The organism is Sphingobacterium sp. UBA7249 (assembly GCF_002472835.1).
Taxonomy (GTDB): Bacteria; Bacteroidota; Bacteroidia; order Sphingobacteriales; family Sphingobacteriaceae; genus Sphingobacterium; species Sphingobacterium prati.
This window is the reverse complement of record NZ_DKST01000001.1, coordinates 509,512-524,360: the sequence shown is the minus strand read 5'-3', so window position 1 is coordinate 524,360 and position 14,849 is coordinate 509,512. Positions and strand designations below refer to the sequence as shown.

The window sequence follows — 14,849 nt, the reverse complement described above, 5'->3', positions numbered from 1 at the left end:
TTTCCCAGAATGTGGACAAACCGGGGTTGTTTGTCTATGTTTATAAAGGGAGGGTAAAGCCAAAATGGGTCTTTATTTTACGATATAAAAGCAAAAGGTCGGANNTCCGACCTTTTGCTTTTATATTATGGTTTCTTTAACCATTTTTCTTTACTTCTTTTCCCCATGAATCTTTTAACGTAACTGTACGGTTAAAGACCAAATGTTCTGAAGTCGAATGTGTGTCTAAGGTAAAATAACCCAAACGTATAAATTGATATCCTTTACCAGGAGTGGCATTTGCCAAGTCAGGTTCGATATAGGCTCGTTCTACCACGTGTAAACTTGCCGGGTTGATCGATTCTTTGAAGTTCTCAGCTGCTACAGGATTTTCATCATTAAACAGTCTATCGTATAATCTTACCTCAGCTTCCTTGGCATGAGGAGCGGAAATCCAATGGATCGTTCCTTTTACTTTTAATCCCGATGTATCTTCACCTGATTTGGAATTAGGAACATAGGTACAATGTACTTCTGTTATTTTTCCATTTTCATCTTTGATGAAGTCGTTGCAAGTAACGATATAAGCGTGTTTTAGGCGGACTGAGAGTCCAGGGGCCAGACGGAAGAATTTTTTTGGGGCGTCTTCCATAAAATCTTCACGCTCAATCCACAATTCGTTGGAAAAAGGGATGATACGAGCACCTTCACCGCCTTCAACTTCGGGATTATTCTCACCGACCAGATCTTCGATCTGACCGTCTGGATAGTTTGTGATCACTAATTTGATCGGATCAAGGACCGCCATTCTACGCCAGGCAGTTTTGTTGAGATCCTCTCGGATACAGAACTCCAACAGGCTGACGTCAATCATATTTTCACGCTTTTGAACGCCGATCTTCTCGCAGAAGTTGCGAATACTCGCCGGAGTGTATCCCCTTCTTCTCAACCCTGAAATTGTAGGCATACGAGGGTCGTCCCAGCTTTCAACAAACTTATCGTTGACCAGTTGAAGTAGCTTGCGCTTACTCATAACCGTATATGTCATGTTTAAGCGTGCAAATTCATATTGTTTGGATGGGAAAATTTCCAGCTTTTCAATACACCAATCGTAAAGTGGACGATGTGGAATAAATTCAAGTGTACAGATCGAATGTGTGATTTTCTCAATAGAATCAGATTGACCATGGGCAAAATCATACATTGGGTAGATGCACCATTGATTACCCGTCCGATGATGGTGGGCATGTTTGATGCGGTACAATAATGGATCGCGTAGGTGCATATTTGGACTAGCCAAATCTATTTTTGCACGAAGTACTTTCTCCCCATCTTTATATTTTCCTGCCCGCATATCTGCGAATAAGTCCAGATTTTCTGTTATAGACCGGTCGCGGTAAGGCGTTGGAATACCCGGTTCTGTCGGAGTACCTTTTGCTGCCGCAATTTCTTCCGCGGTGCTATCGTCCACGTAAGCGAGCCCTTTTTTTATGAGCTCAACAGCGTAGCCGTAAAGTGTTTCAAAATAATCTGAAGTATATAATTCTTCTGCCCACTGGAATCCTAGCCATTGAATATCTTTTTTGATGCTTTCAACATACTCGGTGTCCTCAGTGACAGGATTAGTGTCATCAAAACGTAGATTGGTCTGGCCATTATACTGCTGTGCCAATCCAAAATTCAAACAGATGGATTTGGCGTGACCAATGTGGAGGTAACCATTTGGTTCAGGAGGAAAACGTGTCAATACACGTCCGCCATGTTTTCCTGTACGAAGATCTTCTTCGACAATTTCCTCGATAAAATTTAATGATTTTTCTTCACTCATAGTACAAAGTTAAATATTAGAAGTGAGATATTAGGTAGGAGATGATAGATATTCGGCTTAGCATGAGCAACTAATCGATCGAAAAATTTTCATTACTGTTGTGCCGGCTGGGGTAGCGCTGACCTGAAATAAAAAGGGACGAAATTTTCGTCCCTTTTACCGATTCTACTATTTGTAAGCGAACACCTTTCCAAGGGATTCATTGCTTGTAAATGTACAATTTTGATCTATTAATTGACCTGTTCCGATATTGATTACCATACCATGTACGGCAAGTGGCTGCCCGTTTTTCCAAGCATTTTGGATAATGGAAGTGGAACAAAGATTAAAGACTTGTTCTTTGACATTAAGTTCAACTAAGCGGTCTGTCTTCTTTTCGGCATCTTCGATACCGTCAATCTCGTCGCTATGCAATCGGTATACATCCTTGATATGCCCTAACCAGTTATCAATAATACCATACTGGTTGCGACTTAACGATGCTGCCACACCACCACAGCCATAATGTCCCGCTACGATAACCTGTTTTACTTTTAATACATTGACAGCATAATCCAGCACACTCAATAAACTCATGTCGGAGTGGATAACCATATTGGCAATGTTGCGGTGTACAAAGACCTCACCAGGCTTTGTACCGGTCAATTCATTGGCCGGTACACGGCTGTCTGCACAACCAATCCAAAGAATTTCGGGGTTTTGACCTTTTGCAAGTTGTTGAAAACGACCTGTTGTGTCATTTTTAACAAAGTCCATCCACTCTTGATTTCCTTTTATAATATTGTCAAATCCTGCTTTTAAATCTTTATTTTCCATATACTGTTTAATATTTTTTCCGCCAAAAGGCATTTTTTCCAATTCTATAATGCTACAAATTTCTAAATTTATTGTTTACTTGTAACAACTTTATTTTTTATATACCACTTGTAAAAGCTCGATTTCCTTGCCTTTACTTTTGGCGTTCTGTTCAAAGTCCTTGATGACTTCAATCACATCTTTGTCGATAAACTTGCTGAAAGACCCATCGATACGGATCTTACTGACCGATTTTGGCAAACTATACAATTTTTGTTGGATAGGAACCTTATTCAGAAATGATACTTCCTCTGCTAATGTGATAACCGCCTTATCCTCTTCGTTATCTTTTTCAATGTTATATTTAAAGGCATTTTTCATATTTGCCCGTAAAATATAGAATGTAGCTACAACGATGCCAATCCCAACACCCATTAATAGATCTGTCAATACCACCGCAATAATAGTGACAAAGAAGGGAATAAATTGATCCAATCCTTTACGATACATTGAAGTAAATAAGGCGGGTTTAGCTAGTTTATATCCCGTATGCAGTAGAATTGCCGCCAAGCATGCTAAAGGAATCATATTTAATAAAGTAGGGATGGCCAATATGGCAACGATCAACCACATGCCATGCATAATGGCAGACTGTCTTGTCTTTCCACCTGCATTGACATTTGCCGATGAGCGTACAATAACTGAAGTCAATGGTAAACCACCCAAAAGTCCGCTTGTCATATTTCCGATTCCCTGAGCAACCAGTTCGCGGTTAGTCGGCGTATTGCGTTTATATGGATCTATCTTGTCCACAGCTTCAATACTCAATAGAGTCTCAAGACTGGCAATAATGGCAATCGTAAAAGCAGCTATCCATACCTCTTTATTGACAATCTGTGTAAAATCGGGAAAAGTAAATAGACCAGTAAACTCGGCAAACGATCCTACAATAGGTACAAGGACAAACTGTTTGTCAAGTAGCTGGAATGAAGTCCCATTAAATAGGTAGGCCAAAGCTACGCCGACAATAACCACAACCAGTGGTGCCGGTACCTTATTCAATTTAGGAATCGCTGGCCAAAAGATCAGGATCGCTAATGATAGCATACAGATGATGAATGCACCAAAGTTGATCGCTGACGCGAGTGTGTCGAAATATGCACCGATACCATGGCCATTGTCCAGTTCAAAGGCGTGCGATTCGACAAGTCCGAGAGCCAATGGAATTTGTTTCATGATAATGGTAATACCGATAGCAGCCAACATACCGACAATAACGGCAGAAGGGAAATAATTTCCGATCATGCCCGCCTTGAGAATGCCTAAAATCACTTGTACCACACCTGCGATGACAACCGCAAGAAGAAACGTTTCATAAGCACCTAGGCTCTGAATGGCGCCTAGAACAATAACTGTGAGGCCTGCGGCCGGCCCACTTACACTGAGTGGTGATTTACTGATTGAAGCAACAACGATTCCACCAATTACACCAGTCAATAATCCTGCAAACAATGGCGCACCTGAGGCCATTGCAATTCCCAAACATAATGGAAGTGCCACCAAAAACACCACAACACTAGCAGGGAAATCATATTTTAAGTCTCTTTTCGAAAGTTTCAGAAAAGCCGACGTACGAGTTCCAAACATAAAATTTGTGTTTATCTGTATAATAAATCTTCTTGAATCTGCCTACAGCAATGCTAATGAGTACTTATTTGAAGGCTCACGATGCTTCTGCACATTGGCATTTTCAGGAAAAAATCAATAAGAAACCGCATACTGGAATTCAGTATGGGATAAGTTAAGTACATCCCAAGAGGACGTATGTATTAACAGTTAGGAGGCGGCGTTGGAACCGTAGGATGGAAAGCTAAAATGCTTTTCTCGTTTTTTAGATAATTCTTTTGTTTTCCTTGGTTCTCAACAATGATGGTTTCGAATACAATGGGTTCGTTTGTCTTTGTATTGAAAAATTTTGAGGCAGTCTCAAGCGTGTCAGTGCTCGCGCCATTATTGTTCTCGATTTCTATTTGTAAAACAATTTGCAGAATAGTATTTTGATCTAAGCTATTCGAAAAAATAGGCGAAATAGAGATGGCCATCTTTGTGAAAAAGATGATCGCACATAAGAATGCTGCCACAAATCTAAATCTCTTATTTAACATTTTTTAGTATCTTTAATGTTATCGTTTACATCGTAAAAATAGCAATTCTATGTTAATTTCAAATTAAAAGTGCATAAAAAATGAAATTTGGCACGAAATTGTGACGAAAAGATTATTTTTTGGAAAGTTTTCAAATAGTGTTTATGAATTATAAATATTAAGCCTTATCTATGGCAAACAAAGAACAATTTATCGAGAAGGTTCAAACTTCTTATAACCCTAAGGGTGCTTTTATCTATTTGGGAGCAGGTATATTGAATGGGGAAATTTTAGCGGAGGCGAAAGTCAATCTAGCGCTTAAAATGATGAATCGTCATGGATTGATTGCTGGTGCGACGGGAACAGGTAAAACGCGGACACTGCAATTGATTGCCGAGCAACTATCAGATGCCGCAGTACCTGTATTTATGCTGGATGTAAAAGGCGATCTTTCTGGTCTGACTGTTCCAGGTGTGACTAATCAGGCATTATTGGATCGTGGTAATGCGGTTGGGATACCCTTTGAACCTGCAAGTTTTCCTGTCGAATTATATTCGCTTTCGGGTAACAAAGGAATTCCGATGCGGATTACAATAGACGATTTTGGACCTGTCTTACTGGGAAGAATTTTGGAGTTGAACGAAACGCAGACCGGGGTTTTGGCCGCTATGTTTAAGTATGCGCAGGATCATCAAATGCCATTGATAGACTTTGCGGATACCAAAAAGTTATTAACCTATCTTTCTGACGGTCCTGGAAGCGAGGAGATCAAAAATGATTATGGTAAGATCAGCTCGGCAAGTTCAGGAACGATCTTGCGTAAGATCGTTGCTTTGGAACAACAGGGGCTAGCCCATATCTTTGGTGAGAAGGAGTTCGATATCAACGATCTATTCCAGAAAATCGACGGCAAAGGCATTATCAGTTTACTGAACATTTCGGATGTACAAGATCAGCCAGTTCTCTATTCGACATTTTTATTAAGCTTACTTGCCCAATTGTTTAAAAACATGCCCGAAGTAGGGGATTTGGACAAACCAAAATTGGTGTTTTTCTTTGATGAGGCACATCTTCTTTTTAATGGAGCTTCCAAAGCCTTTCTAACACAGGTAGATCAGATTATCCGCCTTATTCGTTCCAAGGGAATCGGTGTGTTTTTCTGTACACAATCTCCGACAGATGTTCCTGAATCTGTATTGGCGCAATTGGGAAACCGTGTACAACATGCTTTGCGAGCCTTTACGCCCAATGATGCCGAAAATTTGAAAAAGACAGTAAGAACCTATCCAAAATCAGACTTCTATGAGATTGACCAAGTGTTAACTTCACTGGGTACTGGTCAGGCCCTGATTACTGTATTGAATGATAAAGGTATTCCTACTGAGGTGGTAGCGACCCATCTTGTACCTGCCCGCGCGGTAATGGGGCCAGCAGACGATACGACCGTCAATCAGATTATTAATCAGTCCGACCTAAGGGCAAAGTATCAGGAAAGGCAGGAAAATCGTTCTGCCGCTGAGATGATCGATGATAAAATGCAGGTAGTGCAGCAGGAAGAACAACGTGCAGCGGCAGAAAAAGAAGCCGCGAAAAACGATAGGCCGACGTCGAGAAGGCAAACGCCATTGGAAGCCGCACAGCGCACCGCGACCACGACACTTGCACGGGAAGGAGTCAAGCTTTTGGGTAAATTGGCAACAGGGTTATTGAACGCATTTTTAAAAAAGAAATAATACGATTTATTGATAATTTCCATTCCGATACGCTATTTTTAGAAAGTATCAGCACTTAGCTAAATTTGCTTTTAAGGGCAAATTTAGCTAAGTTTGGGGACGAAAAGAAAGTTCTATTAACGCAATTTAAATATGAGTAAACCAACCCTTTTGATTTTGGCAGCAGGAATGGCTAGCCGGTATGGTTCTTTAAAACAAGTAGATGGTTTTGGCCCACACGGCGAGACAATTATTGACTATTCAATCTATGATGCCATTCGTGCAGGATTTGGAAAAGTTGTATTCATTATCCGGGAAGAATTCCTAGACAAAATGAAAGAAGTTTTTGATAAAAAATTGGAAGGTAAAATAGAAGTAGACTACGCTTTTCAAGATTTTGACTTAACGAAATTTGGCGTGAATCATGTCATTGAAAGAACGAAACCTTGGGGGACGGCACATGCTGTCATGAGCGCTAAGGATAAGGTGAACGAACCATTCTGTGTCATAAATGCGGACGATTTTTATGGTTCAGATTCTTTTGACAAGATGGCGAAGTTTTTAACGACTGAGGTATCAGACCAGCAGATGTCATTGATGGGCTTTCAGGTCGGAAATACAATGTCTGATTACGGCTATGTATCACGTGGAGTATGTGAAGTTAGTCCTACTGGCCATATGGAAAGTGTCACCGAACGTACCAACATCTATTACAAAGGTGAGGGCGACGATCGCAAGATTGTTTTTGAAGAAAATGGTGTTGAATACGATTTGGATCCAGAGACACGTGTTTCGATGAATTTTTGGGGCTTTACACCAAAAATATTCGAAATCGCGCAAGCGATGTTCCCTGCTTTTGTCGAAGAAAATAAAGAAAATTTAAAGGCAGAATTTTTTATTCCTTCTGTTCCGGATTATATGGTGAAACATAAATTGGCGGATTTTAAAGTAATTCCGACCTCATCAAAATGGTTTGGCGTAACTTATAAAGAAGATAAGCCTATTGTTCAGGAATCAATTTCTAAATTGGTTGCCGATGGTATTTATCCTGAAAAGTTATTTTAAGAGCTAACGGAAATAGCTTATATTGAACCTGTATTGTTTGACAATACAGGTTTTTTGTTGTGGCAAATAATAGCAATAGGAACTGTACTGTTTTAGGAAGTGAAGGCATTGGCAGCAGCAATTAGTTAACCGTTATGTCCGACTGTGATAAAAAGTAAATTATGTAAATGAAAAAAATACTTCAGGTGTTAGGATATATTATTTTAGGAATTATAAGCTTTTGCATTTTATATGTTGTTGCGGAGTATAGTCTTTCAAGACTCTCCGCACCTCGTAAAGAGGCTTCGGAAAACCGGACAATACAAGTGTTTGTCAAATCCAATGGTGTACATACGGACATTGTTTTGCCGGTCGTTGTGAAAGAGATGGATTGGTCTATCCTATTTCCATATGCTAATACAGTTGGAAAAAAGACTAATTATCACTATATGGGTATAGGTTGGGGCGATAAGGGCTTTTACTTGGATACGCCAGAGTGGAAAGACCTCAAGGCATCAACTGCTTTTGTGGCTGCTTTTGGACTGGGAGAGTCTGCTATGCATGTGACCTATTATAACGCAATTGAAGCAGACGATTTGTGTTTTGAATATAAAATAAATGAGGAGCAATATCGTGCACTGGTGAAGTATATCTATGATTCTTTGGACCTGCGTGAAGGGAAGCCGATCTTGGTCGAGACAGATGCACAATACGATGATGCAGATGCCTTTTATGAAGCAAAAGGGTCTTATAGCATGTTCTACTCTTGTAATACTTGGACAAACAATGCATTAAAGAAGGCGGATATGCCAGCTGGAGTTTGGGCAACATTGGACAAGGGTATATTGAGCCATTATCGCAAATAGCTGTGGCTTATTGAATTCTCTTCTGTGCAATATAAATAAAAAGCTCTTTCGCTTTTCTAACGGAGATATCCTTATAAACAAGAAAGCTCNNGAGCTTTCTTGTTTATAAGGAGGAGTGATTATTTCACTTCTTCGTAATCTACGTCAGTTACGTCATCACCACCTTGACTTCCACCTTGTGCTTGACCAGCATCTCCTTGAGGTTGTTGTGCACCACCTTGCGAAGCAGCGTACATCTCTTCAGAAGCCGCATTCCAAGCATTTTGCAATTCTTCAGAAGCCGCATCGATATCAGCGAAGTTTTTCGCTTCGTATGCCGCTTTTAATTTTGTTAAGCCGGCTTCGATAGGAGCTTTCTTATCTGCTGAAATCTTGTCGCCATATTCTTTCAATTGTTTCTCAGTTGAGAAGATTAAGGCATCTGCTGCATTTACTTTGTCAGCTTCTTCTTTCATTTTTTTATCAGCATCAGCATTTGCTTCAGCTTCTTCTTTCATGCGTTTGATTTCGTCATCAGATAAGCCCGAAGATGCCTCAATACGAATGTTTTGCTCTTTACCAGTTGCTTTATCTTTTGCTGATACTTTAATGATACCGTTGGCGTCAATGTCAAAGGTAACTTCAATTTGAGGTACTCCACGAGGTGCAGGTGGAATATCGTTCAAATGGAAGCGGCCGATTGTACGGTTTTGGGCTGCCATTGGACGTTCACCTTGTAAGATGTGGATTTCTACTGATGGTTGGTTGTCAGAAGCCGTAGAGAATGTTTCCGATTTTTTAGTCGGAATCGTCGTATTCGCTTCGATCAATTTCGTCATGACACCACCCATAGTCTCGATACCCAATGAAAGTGGAGTTACATCTAATAATAAGACATCTTTTACCTCACCAGTCAATACACCGCCTTGGATTGCCGCACCTAAAGCAACAACTTCGTCAGGGTTAACACCTTTAGAAGGTTCTTTTCCAAAGAATGCTTTTACAGCGTCAACGATTGCAGGGATACGTGTAGAACCACCTACTAAGATAATTTCGTCGATATCTGATTTGCTGAAACCAGCATTTTTCAATGCAGATTCACAAGGAGCAATTGTTCTCTTGATTAAGTCAGCTGCCAAAGCCTCAAATTTAGCGCGTGATAATGTACGAACTAAGTGTTTTGGACCAGTAGCATCTGCCGTGATGTATGGTAAGTTGATCTCTGTTGAGGTTGCACTTGACAATTCAATTTTAGCTTTTTCAGCAGCTTCTTTCAAACGTTGCAATGCCATTGGGTCCTTTTTCAAGTCAAAGCCATTGTTTTCGCTTTTGAATTCTTCATTCAACCAGTTGATGATTACGTTATCGAAGTCATCACCACCTAAGTGTGTGTCACCATCAGTAGATTTAACTTCAAATACACCATCACCTAATTCCAATACGGAAACGTCATGTGTACCACCACCACAGTCAAACACAACGATCTTCATGTCTTTGTGTGCTTTATCTAAACCATAAGCTAAAGCTGCAGCTGTAGGTTCGTTGATGATACGTTTAACAGATAAACCAGCGATTTCACCAGCTTCTTTTGTTGCTTGACGTTGCGCATCGTTAAAGTATGCAGGCACCGTGATGACAGCTTCAGTTACTTCTTGGCCTAAGAAATCCTCAGCTGTTTTCTTCATTTTTTGAAGAATCATTGCAGAGATCTCCTGTGGCGTATATTTACGATCGTCAATTTCTACGCGAGGTGTATTGTTATCACCCTTAACGATATTATAAGGTACGTGTTCAGCTTCTTTTACGGCCTCATCATATGAAAGCCCCATAAAACGTTTAATAGAATAAATCGTTTTATGTGGATTAGTAATTGCTTGACGCTTAGCTGGGTCACCCACTTTACGTTCGCCACCTTCTACAAAAGCTACAATGGAAGGAGTGGTACGCTTACCTTCGTTGTTCGTAATTACTACAGGCTCGTTACCTTCCATTACGGCAACACATGAGTTTGTAGTACCTAAGTCAATTCCTATAATTTTAGACATATCTTGTATTTTAATTTTTTACTTAATAAATTCTAACACTCTATTATCAACCCTTATGCCAATCCGAATGTTTTGTAAAAAAATCACTATTTGTCATCAATTTGTCCTTAGGCACTGCCAAACTGACATTTTCAGTAGACAAGTTGCTCCAAGATCCGCTTTTTTGCTGACTCATTTTGACGATTGCGTGGCATATATCTGCCAAATAGCGCCGAAAATTCCTCCAATTTCATCTGCTTTGATTTTTTATCCCGCCATTCTGTAGGAACAAGATGATTGCTGTAGGCGATATGAGTTGCCCAATATTGGATGTGCATCTCGGGGATGACCAAACCCAATATCATTCCCGGGAGGCCGTGGCTCAAGGCTGGTCCGCCAGAAACTGGTATTTCCTCTGTGTAATAAGCGATTAAATACAGCGAGTCTTTGGTCGCTCCATTTACCCTTCGGCAATTGACTCCTGCGATCGTACGAAATTCTTCTGTAAAACGCCAGGTGATGCTATCCAAGGTTTCGGCGAGCAAATATTTCTCATCGATATCCAATTGGATATCAGCTGTCATAGCTTTTAAATCCTGAAAAAGTACTTTGCCGTTTTTGCTGGCACTACCTCTGAACATACCGCGTGGGTTTCCGCCACTACCGCGATTTCCACCCTGATTTCTACCGCCTCTTCCAGCACCTGAGCTCATAGTAGCTGTCCGCATTTTACCGCCCTCGTTCGACTTCTCTGTAGCCGGGCTTTCCTCCGGCATAAGGACTGTCGCATTCTCATCGAAATATAAATTCAATTTATCCGTGTGTGAGTCGGGCATCTTATCCAAATGTTCCATAAAACCCATGCCGCGATCCATCATTTTTGAACTCATGTCATTGGATATTTGCCGCATCCGAGCTTTGGTATAAGTGACTTTGTCGAAGCTGATGGTTCCCCGGTTACCAAAATAGGCATATTGTGCCTGAAGAGATAAGCCCATTAGGCAAAGTATAGTGAGAATCAGAGATGTTTTAATCATTGCTTTTTCCTAAATATTTATTGAAATCCCATTTGACACCGACTAGAAAATACTGTGTTAATACCTGTTGGATAGACTCCGAATAGTTGGTATCACTGCCATTCCGACGCGTGTTGTTAAATGTATTGAAAAGATCAAAAGCCTTTAGGCTGATGGTCAGACTTTCATCTTTTAATACCTTTTTCTCCAGTTCTAAATTGGTATAAAATTGATTAATTGATTTTTTGTAGAGCTTGGTGGGGCCGGTATAACTATAGTAAATGTTTGTCATGATGTTGAATTTCTTCGGTAGAAAATATTTAATATATCCTGAAGCACCGCCTTCAAAGTTGGTCGAGTTATACTGCGTATTGATTGAGTTTTGCTGTGCGTTGATACCCGCATTCAAGGAGATATCAAAATCAAAGCCTTCCGAGTCCTGTTCATTCAAACTCGAGCCGAGATTGAATGAAGTGTTTTTTGAATTGTTTAGACGGAACTCGCCCACGGACTGTTCACTTTCAAATTTTGTGAAGCTATAGCTATTGCTGTAGCGTACATTTGCGCTCTTATTGAAGTTAATCCGACGGTTGGCTACTGGCTGCATATGATTGATATTCAATCCGCCATTCCAGTTCGATTTGCCGGATAAATTTTCATAACTACTGATCTGGGCCGAATTTTCGAGCACTGTTATTTTGTTAACAATTGGGTTATTGACAAAAGAGAAGTTTCCGTTAATGTTAATATTGGTGCCTTTTAATAGGCTGAACGCATTATAGTTCGCGGAAATGTTATTGTTCACGGCACGTTTAAGGTCGGGGTTACCGATCTGTTGAAACAATGGATTCGTTTGAGGCTGTAGTGGTTGCAATTGATCAAACGAAGGAATAATATTCGAACTTTGGTAGGCCAATCGGATATTTTTGCTATTTGAAAGCCGATAATTTGCATCAAAATTTAAGTTGTTGTCCCAGAAATTTCGGGAAAGGTCCACATTCCGAAAGCTATCATTTAATTTTTGGTTTTTATAGAATGTGCGGTTGGAGAGATTGACCTCAAATTTATCCTTTCGATAAGACAAATGGACATTGATCCCCTGGTTTGTATTGTTGTCGATCTGATCTTTGGAATATAAGGTGTCCACTTTACCCGTGGCATTATCTCTTGAGCGCTGTTCATTTGTGCTCTTGGAGTGATTGAAGCTATAGCCTAGCGCTAAATTCATTGCGTCATTGATCCGGTTGTTGAAATTCAGCGAGGAAGAAAAGTTGTTGCTTTTATTTTCGCCAATCCTGGTTTGATCAATAATGGTACTGTCATTGCTTTTAAATATATAGGTCTTTGAATTTACTTTGCTCTCCGAATTGGATTCATTAAAGTTATTGCCGACCATCAGGTTTAACGAGCTACCTGCTTTTAACCGCTTCCGGTAGTTCAGTCGAAAATTATTGCTTTTGCTCGAGGTATTTGATTCATTATCCTCGTTAAAGGAACTGACCGCAGTTCCTGCACCATCATTGGTGGCACTTTCAGTATGATTCAGGTTGAAATTAGTTGACCAATTGCCATTGGTCTGTAGTTCCATATTTTGGGTTGAATCCAGCCGCATGGATAGATTGGATCTGACGCCATTACTTCTTGAGCTGCTTTCGTTGTTCCCTTTGCTTTTTCGCTCTAATATGGATTCGTCAGGAAGGATATTTTTGTTGTAATCTTCTGAACGATTTTTATTACTGCTGTTGTTATAGTTGTAATTTGCGTTAACTTTTAATGCTTTTTTAAAGAACTGGTTCTCGTAGTTGGCACCTAAAGACGTATTCAGTGGTTCCCCGGTGATCTGATTGTTCATCCGCAACGATCCTTCACGGCCATTGGAACTGCCCATATTGTTGTGATTCGCGGTTATGCCGATCCGCTCCGTTTGGTTGAATTTTGCGGCAAACAAGTTTCCGGCATAAAGTTCTTTGGTTCCTCCCAGGGCCTCTATACTTCCGAAAATACCTTTTCTGGCCTTTTCTTTTAGAACTACATTAACGGTCTGAATACGGACACCATCGTCTATGCCCGAGAGTTCAGCTTCTTCCGACTTTTTCTCATACAGCTGTACTTTATCTACGGCATCAGCCCGGACATTGCGGATGGCAATTTTGGGGTCATAACCGAAAAACTCTTCACCATCAATAAAGACTTTCTGAACAGCCTTGCCCTGAGCGGAGATATTCCCATCACCTGAAACCGTGAAGCCAGGCAATCGGCGCAAAAGATCTTCGAGTTTGGCATTTTTTTCGGTTTCAAAACTCGCTGCATCATATTCTATCGTGTCGCCCTTGATTGTGATCGGTAACCTGCGGGATACGATGACCTCTTCCAGTACATTTTTTTGCGAATTGATTTTGATATCACTGAGATCAACATCCTTATCTTTGATGTCGATGGTATCACTATAAAGTTCAAACTTGGGGTAAGTAGCTAAAAGGATATAACTTCCCGGTTTTATATTTTTGATCTGAAACTTTCCTTCTTCGTTGGCCCTGTTGTAATAGCGCAGGACAGAATCCCTATTTAGTAGGATCACGGAGGCATTGGTCAATGGTTTATTGTCAGCTTTATCTAAAATTTTCCCTTTTAAACTTGCTTGGGAATAGGCCGTGCTAATCGTAAAAAATAATAGAAATAATTGAATTAATCTTTTCATTTACTGGTTATATCAGCCAAAGATAATTGAGTTAAATGTTAATAAGTGTGAAATCTTGTGTGTGATTGTAAAATCTTTGGTATATAGAATTTTGACAAAGTTGGATCTAAAAATTACCTTTGCACAAAATTGATGTTATGACGTTTGAAAATTATTTGCAACAATTCGAAGATATATTGAATCATCCTGAAAATCACCCGACTTATCAGGACGATGAATACTATCAATATACTAAAATGAACTGGACAAGGATGGGTCGTTGGCTAAAACGCTTTGAACCAAATGAAGCTTTTATACAGTTTATTGACACGATTTCGGAACGACAACAATGGATCATTATTACTGAGCCTTGGTGTGGCGACGCTGCACATTCTGTACCGATGTTAGCCAAGATGGCAGGCCAAAATCCCAATATTACTGTAGATATCCAATTGCGTGATAGCGCACCATTTTTAATAGATTCGTATTTAACAAATGGCGGGAAATCTATTCCGATTTTGGTGATCCGAGATCAGGATGGTGCTGATTTAGCTGTCTGGGGCCCGCGACCCAAAGATTGCCAAGACTTATTTTTGAGCTTGAAAGAACAAGGAAAAGATTTTTCGGAGATTAAAGAAGAGATTCAAAAGTGGTATAACGCCGATAAAGGAACGGAGATTCAAAAAGAGATTCAGGCACTTTTACAAAAATAGGTGTCAATAAAAAGCGATACCGAAAATGCTTAGTCCAGGGAGAACCACATCTAATAGATGTGGTTCTCCTTT

At 40.1% G+C, this 14,849-nt stretch carries 11 protein-coding genes; 4 read left to right on the top strand and 7 right to left on the bottom strand.

The window, feature by feature from the left end; translation table 11 throughout:
• Nucleotides 1–136 precede the first annotated feature (136 nt).
• The 4 genes from B4A24_RS01795 to B4A24_RS01780 form a co-directional block, all read right to left on the bottom strand.
• Nucleotides 137–1,807 (bottom strand): glutamine--tRNA ligase/YqeY domain fusion protein, encoded by a 1,671-nt coding sequence (locus tag B4A24_RS01795; protein ID WP_293941924.1) that lies wholly within the window; start codon nt 1,805–1,807, stop codon nt 137–139.
• Nucleotides 1,808–1,975: 168 nt separating this feature from the next.
• A complete protein-coding gene (locus tag B4A24_RS01790; RefSeq protein WP_172396136.1) occupies nt 1,976–2,623 on the bottom strand; it encodes a carbonic anhydrase in 648 nt (215 codons plus the stop codon).
• Nucleotides 2,624–2,713: 90 nt separating this feature from the next.
• Nucleotides 2,714–4,249 (bottom strand): SulP family inorganic anion transporter, encoded by a 1,536-nt coding sequence (locus tag B4A24_RS01785; protein WP_293941920.1) that lies wholly within the window; start codon nt 4,247–4,249, stop codon nt 2,714–2,716.
• A gap of 182 nt (nt 4,250–4,431) precedes the next feature.
• Nucleotides 4,432–4,767, bottom strand: a complete 336-nt coding sequence (locus tag B4A24_RS01780) for a hypothetical protein (protein WP_293941917.1) — start codon at nt 4,765–4,767, stop codon at nt 4,432–4,434.
• Nucleotides 4,768–4,937: 170 nt separating this feature from the next.
• Between B4A24_RS01780 and B4A24_RS01775 the strand changes: the two genes are divergently transcribed.
• The 3 genes from B4A24_RS01775 (at nt 4,938) to B4A24_RS01765 (ending at nt 8,368) form a co-directional block, all read left to right on the top strand.
• A complete protein-coding gene (locus B4A24_RS01775) occupies nt 4,938–6,479 on the top strand; it encodes a helicase HerA-like domain-containing protein (RefSeq protein WP_293941915.1) in 1,542 nt (513 codons plus the stop codon).
• A gap of 132 nt (nt 6,480–6,611) precedes the next feature.
• Nucleotides 6,612–7,523 carry a sugar phosphate nucleotidyltransferase gene (locus B4A24_RS01770; RefSeq protein ID WP_293941911.1) on the top strand — a complete coding sequence of 304 codons (912 nt, stop codon included), beginning with the start codon at nt 6,612–6,614 and terminating at the stop codon, nt 7,521–7,523.
• Between the two features lie 167 nt (nt 7,524–7,690).
• The gene (locus tag B4A24_RS01765) at nt 7,691–8,368 is read left to right on the top strand and encodes a TIGR02117 family protein (protein ID WP_293941908.1); all 678 of its coding nucleotides are present in this window, start codon (nt 7,691–7,693) and stop codon (nt 8,366–8,368) included.
• 119 nt (nt 8,369–8,487) lie between these two features.
• On the opposite strand, the gene dnaK is transcribed toward B4A24_RS01765, so the two are convergent.
• From dnaK to B4A24_RS01750, 3 genes are all read right to left on the bottom strand, one after another.
• The gene (gene dnaK, locus B4A24_RS01760; protein WP_293941905.1) at nt 8,488–10,392 is read right to left on the bottom strand and encodes a molecular chaperone DnaK; all 1,905 of its coding nucleotides are present in this window, start codon (nt 10,390–10,392) and stop codon (nt 8,488–8,490) included.
• A gap of 131 nt (nt 10,393–10,523) precedes the next feature.
• A complete protein-coding gene (locus B4A24_RS01755; RefSeq protein WP_293941903.1) occupies nt 10,524–11,369 on the bottom strand; it encodes a GLPGLI family protein in 846 nt (281 codons plus the stop codon).
• Nucleotides 11,370–11,400: 31 nt separating this feature from the next.
• Nucleotides 11,401–14,085 (bottom strand): TonB-dependent receptor, encoded by a 2,685-nt coding sequence (locus B4A24_RS01750; protein WP_293941900.1) that lies wholly within the window; start codon nt 14,083–14,085, stop codon nt 11,401–11,403.
• A gap of 137 nt (nt 14,086–14,222) precedes the next feature.
• Between B4A24_RS01750 and B4A24_RS01745 the strand changes: the two genes are divergently transcribed.
• Nucleotides 14,223–14,777, top strand: a complete 555-nt coding sequence (locus tag B4A24_RS01745; protein ID WP_293941897.1) for a thioredoxin family protein — start codon at nt 14,223–14,225, stop codon at nt 14,775–14,777.
• Nucleotides 14,778–14,849 lie beyond the last annotated feature (72 nt).

Coding starts and splice junctions, on each gene's coding strand:
- B4A24_RS01795 (WP_293941924.1), bottom strand. CDS start 1,807: ATGAGTGAAGAAAAATCATTAAATTTTATCGAGGAAATTGTCGAAGAA.
- B4A24_RS01790 (WP_172396136.1), bottom strand. CDS start 2,623: ATGGAAAATAAAGATTTAAAAGCAGGATTTGACAATATTATAAAAGGA.
- B4A24_RS01785 (WP_293941920.1), bottom strand. CDS start 4,249: ATGTTTGGAACTCGTACGTCGGCTTTTCTGAAACTTTCGAAAAGAGAC.
- B4A24_RS01780 (WP_293941917.1), bottom strand. CDS start 4,767: ATGTTAAATAAGAGATTTAGATTTGTGGCAGCATTCTTATGTGCGATC.
- B4A24_RS01775 (WP_293941915.1), top strand. CDS start 4,938: ATGGCAAACAAAGAACAATTTATCGAGAAGGTTCAAACTTCTTATAAC.
- B4A24_RS01770 (WP_293941911.1), top strand. CDS start 6,612: ATGAGTAAACCAACCCTTTTGATTTTGGCAGCAGGAATGGCTAGCCGG.
- B4A24_RS01765 (WP_293941908.1), top strand. CDS start 7,691: ATGAAAAAAATACTTCAGGTGTTAGGATATATTATTTTAGGAATTATA.
- dnaK (WP_293941905.1), bottom strand. CDS start 10,392: ATGTCTAAAATTATAGGAATTGACTTAGGTACTACAAACTCATGTGTT.
- B4A24_RS01755 (WP_293941903.1), bottom strand. CDS start 11,369: ATGGGCTTATCTCTTCAGGCACAATATGCCTATTTTGGTAACCGGGGA.
- B4A24_RS01750 (WP_293941900.1), bottom strand. CDS start 14,085: ATGAAAAGATTAATTCAATTATTTCTATTATTTTTTACGATTAGCACG.
- B4A24_RS01745 (WP_293941897.1), top strand. CDS start 14,223: ATGACGTTTGAAAATTATTTGCAACAATTCGAAGATATATTGAATCAT.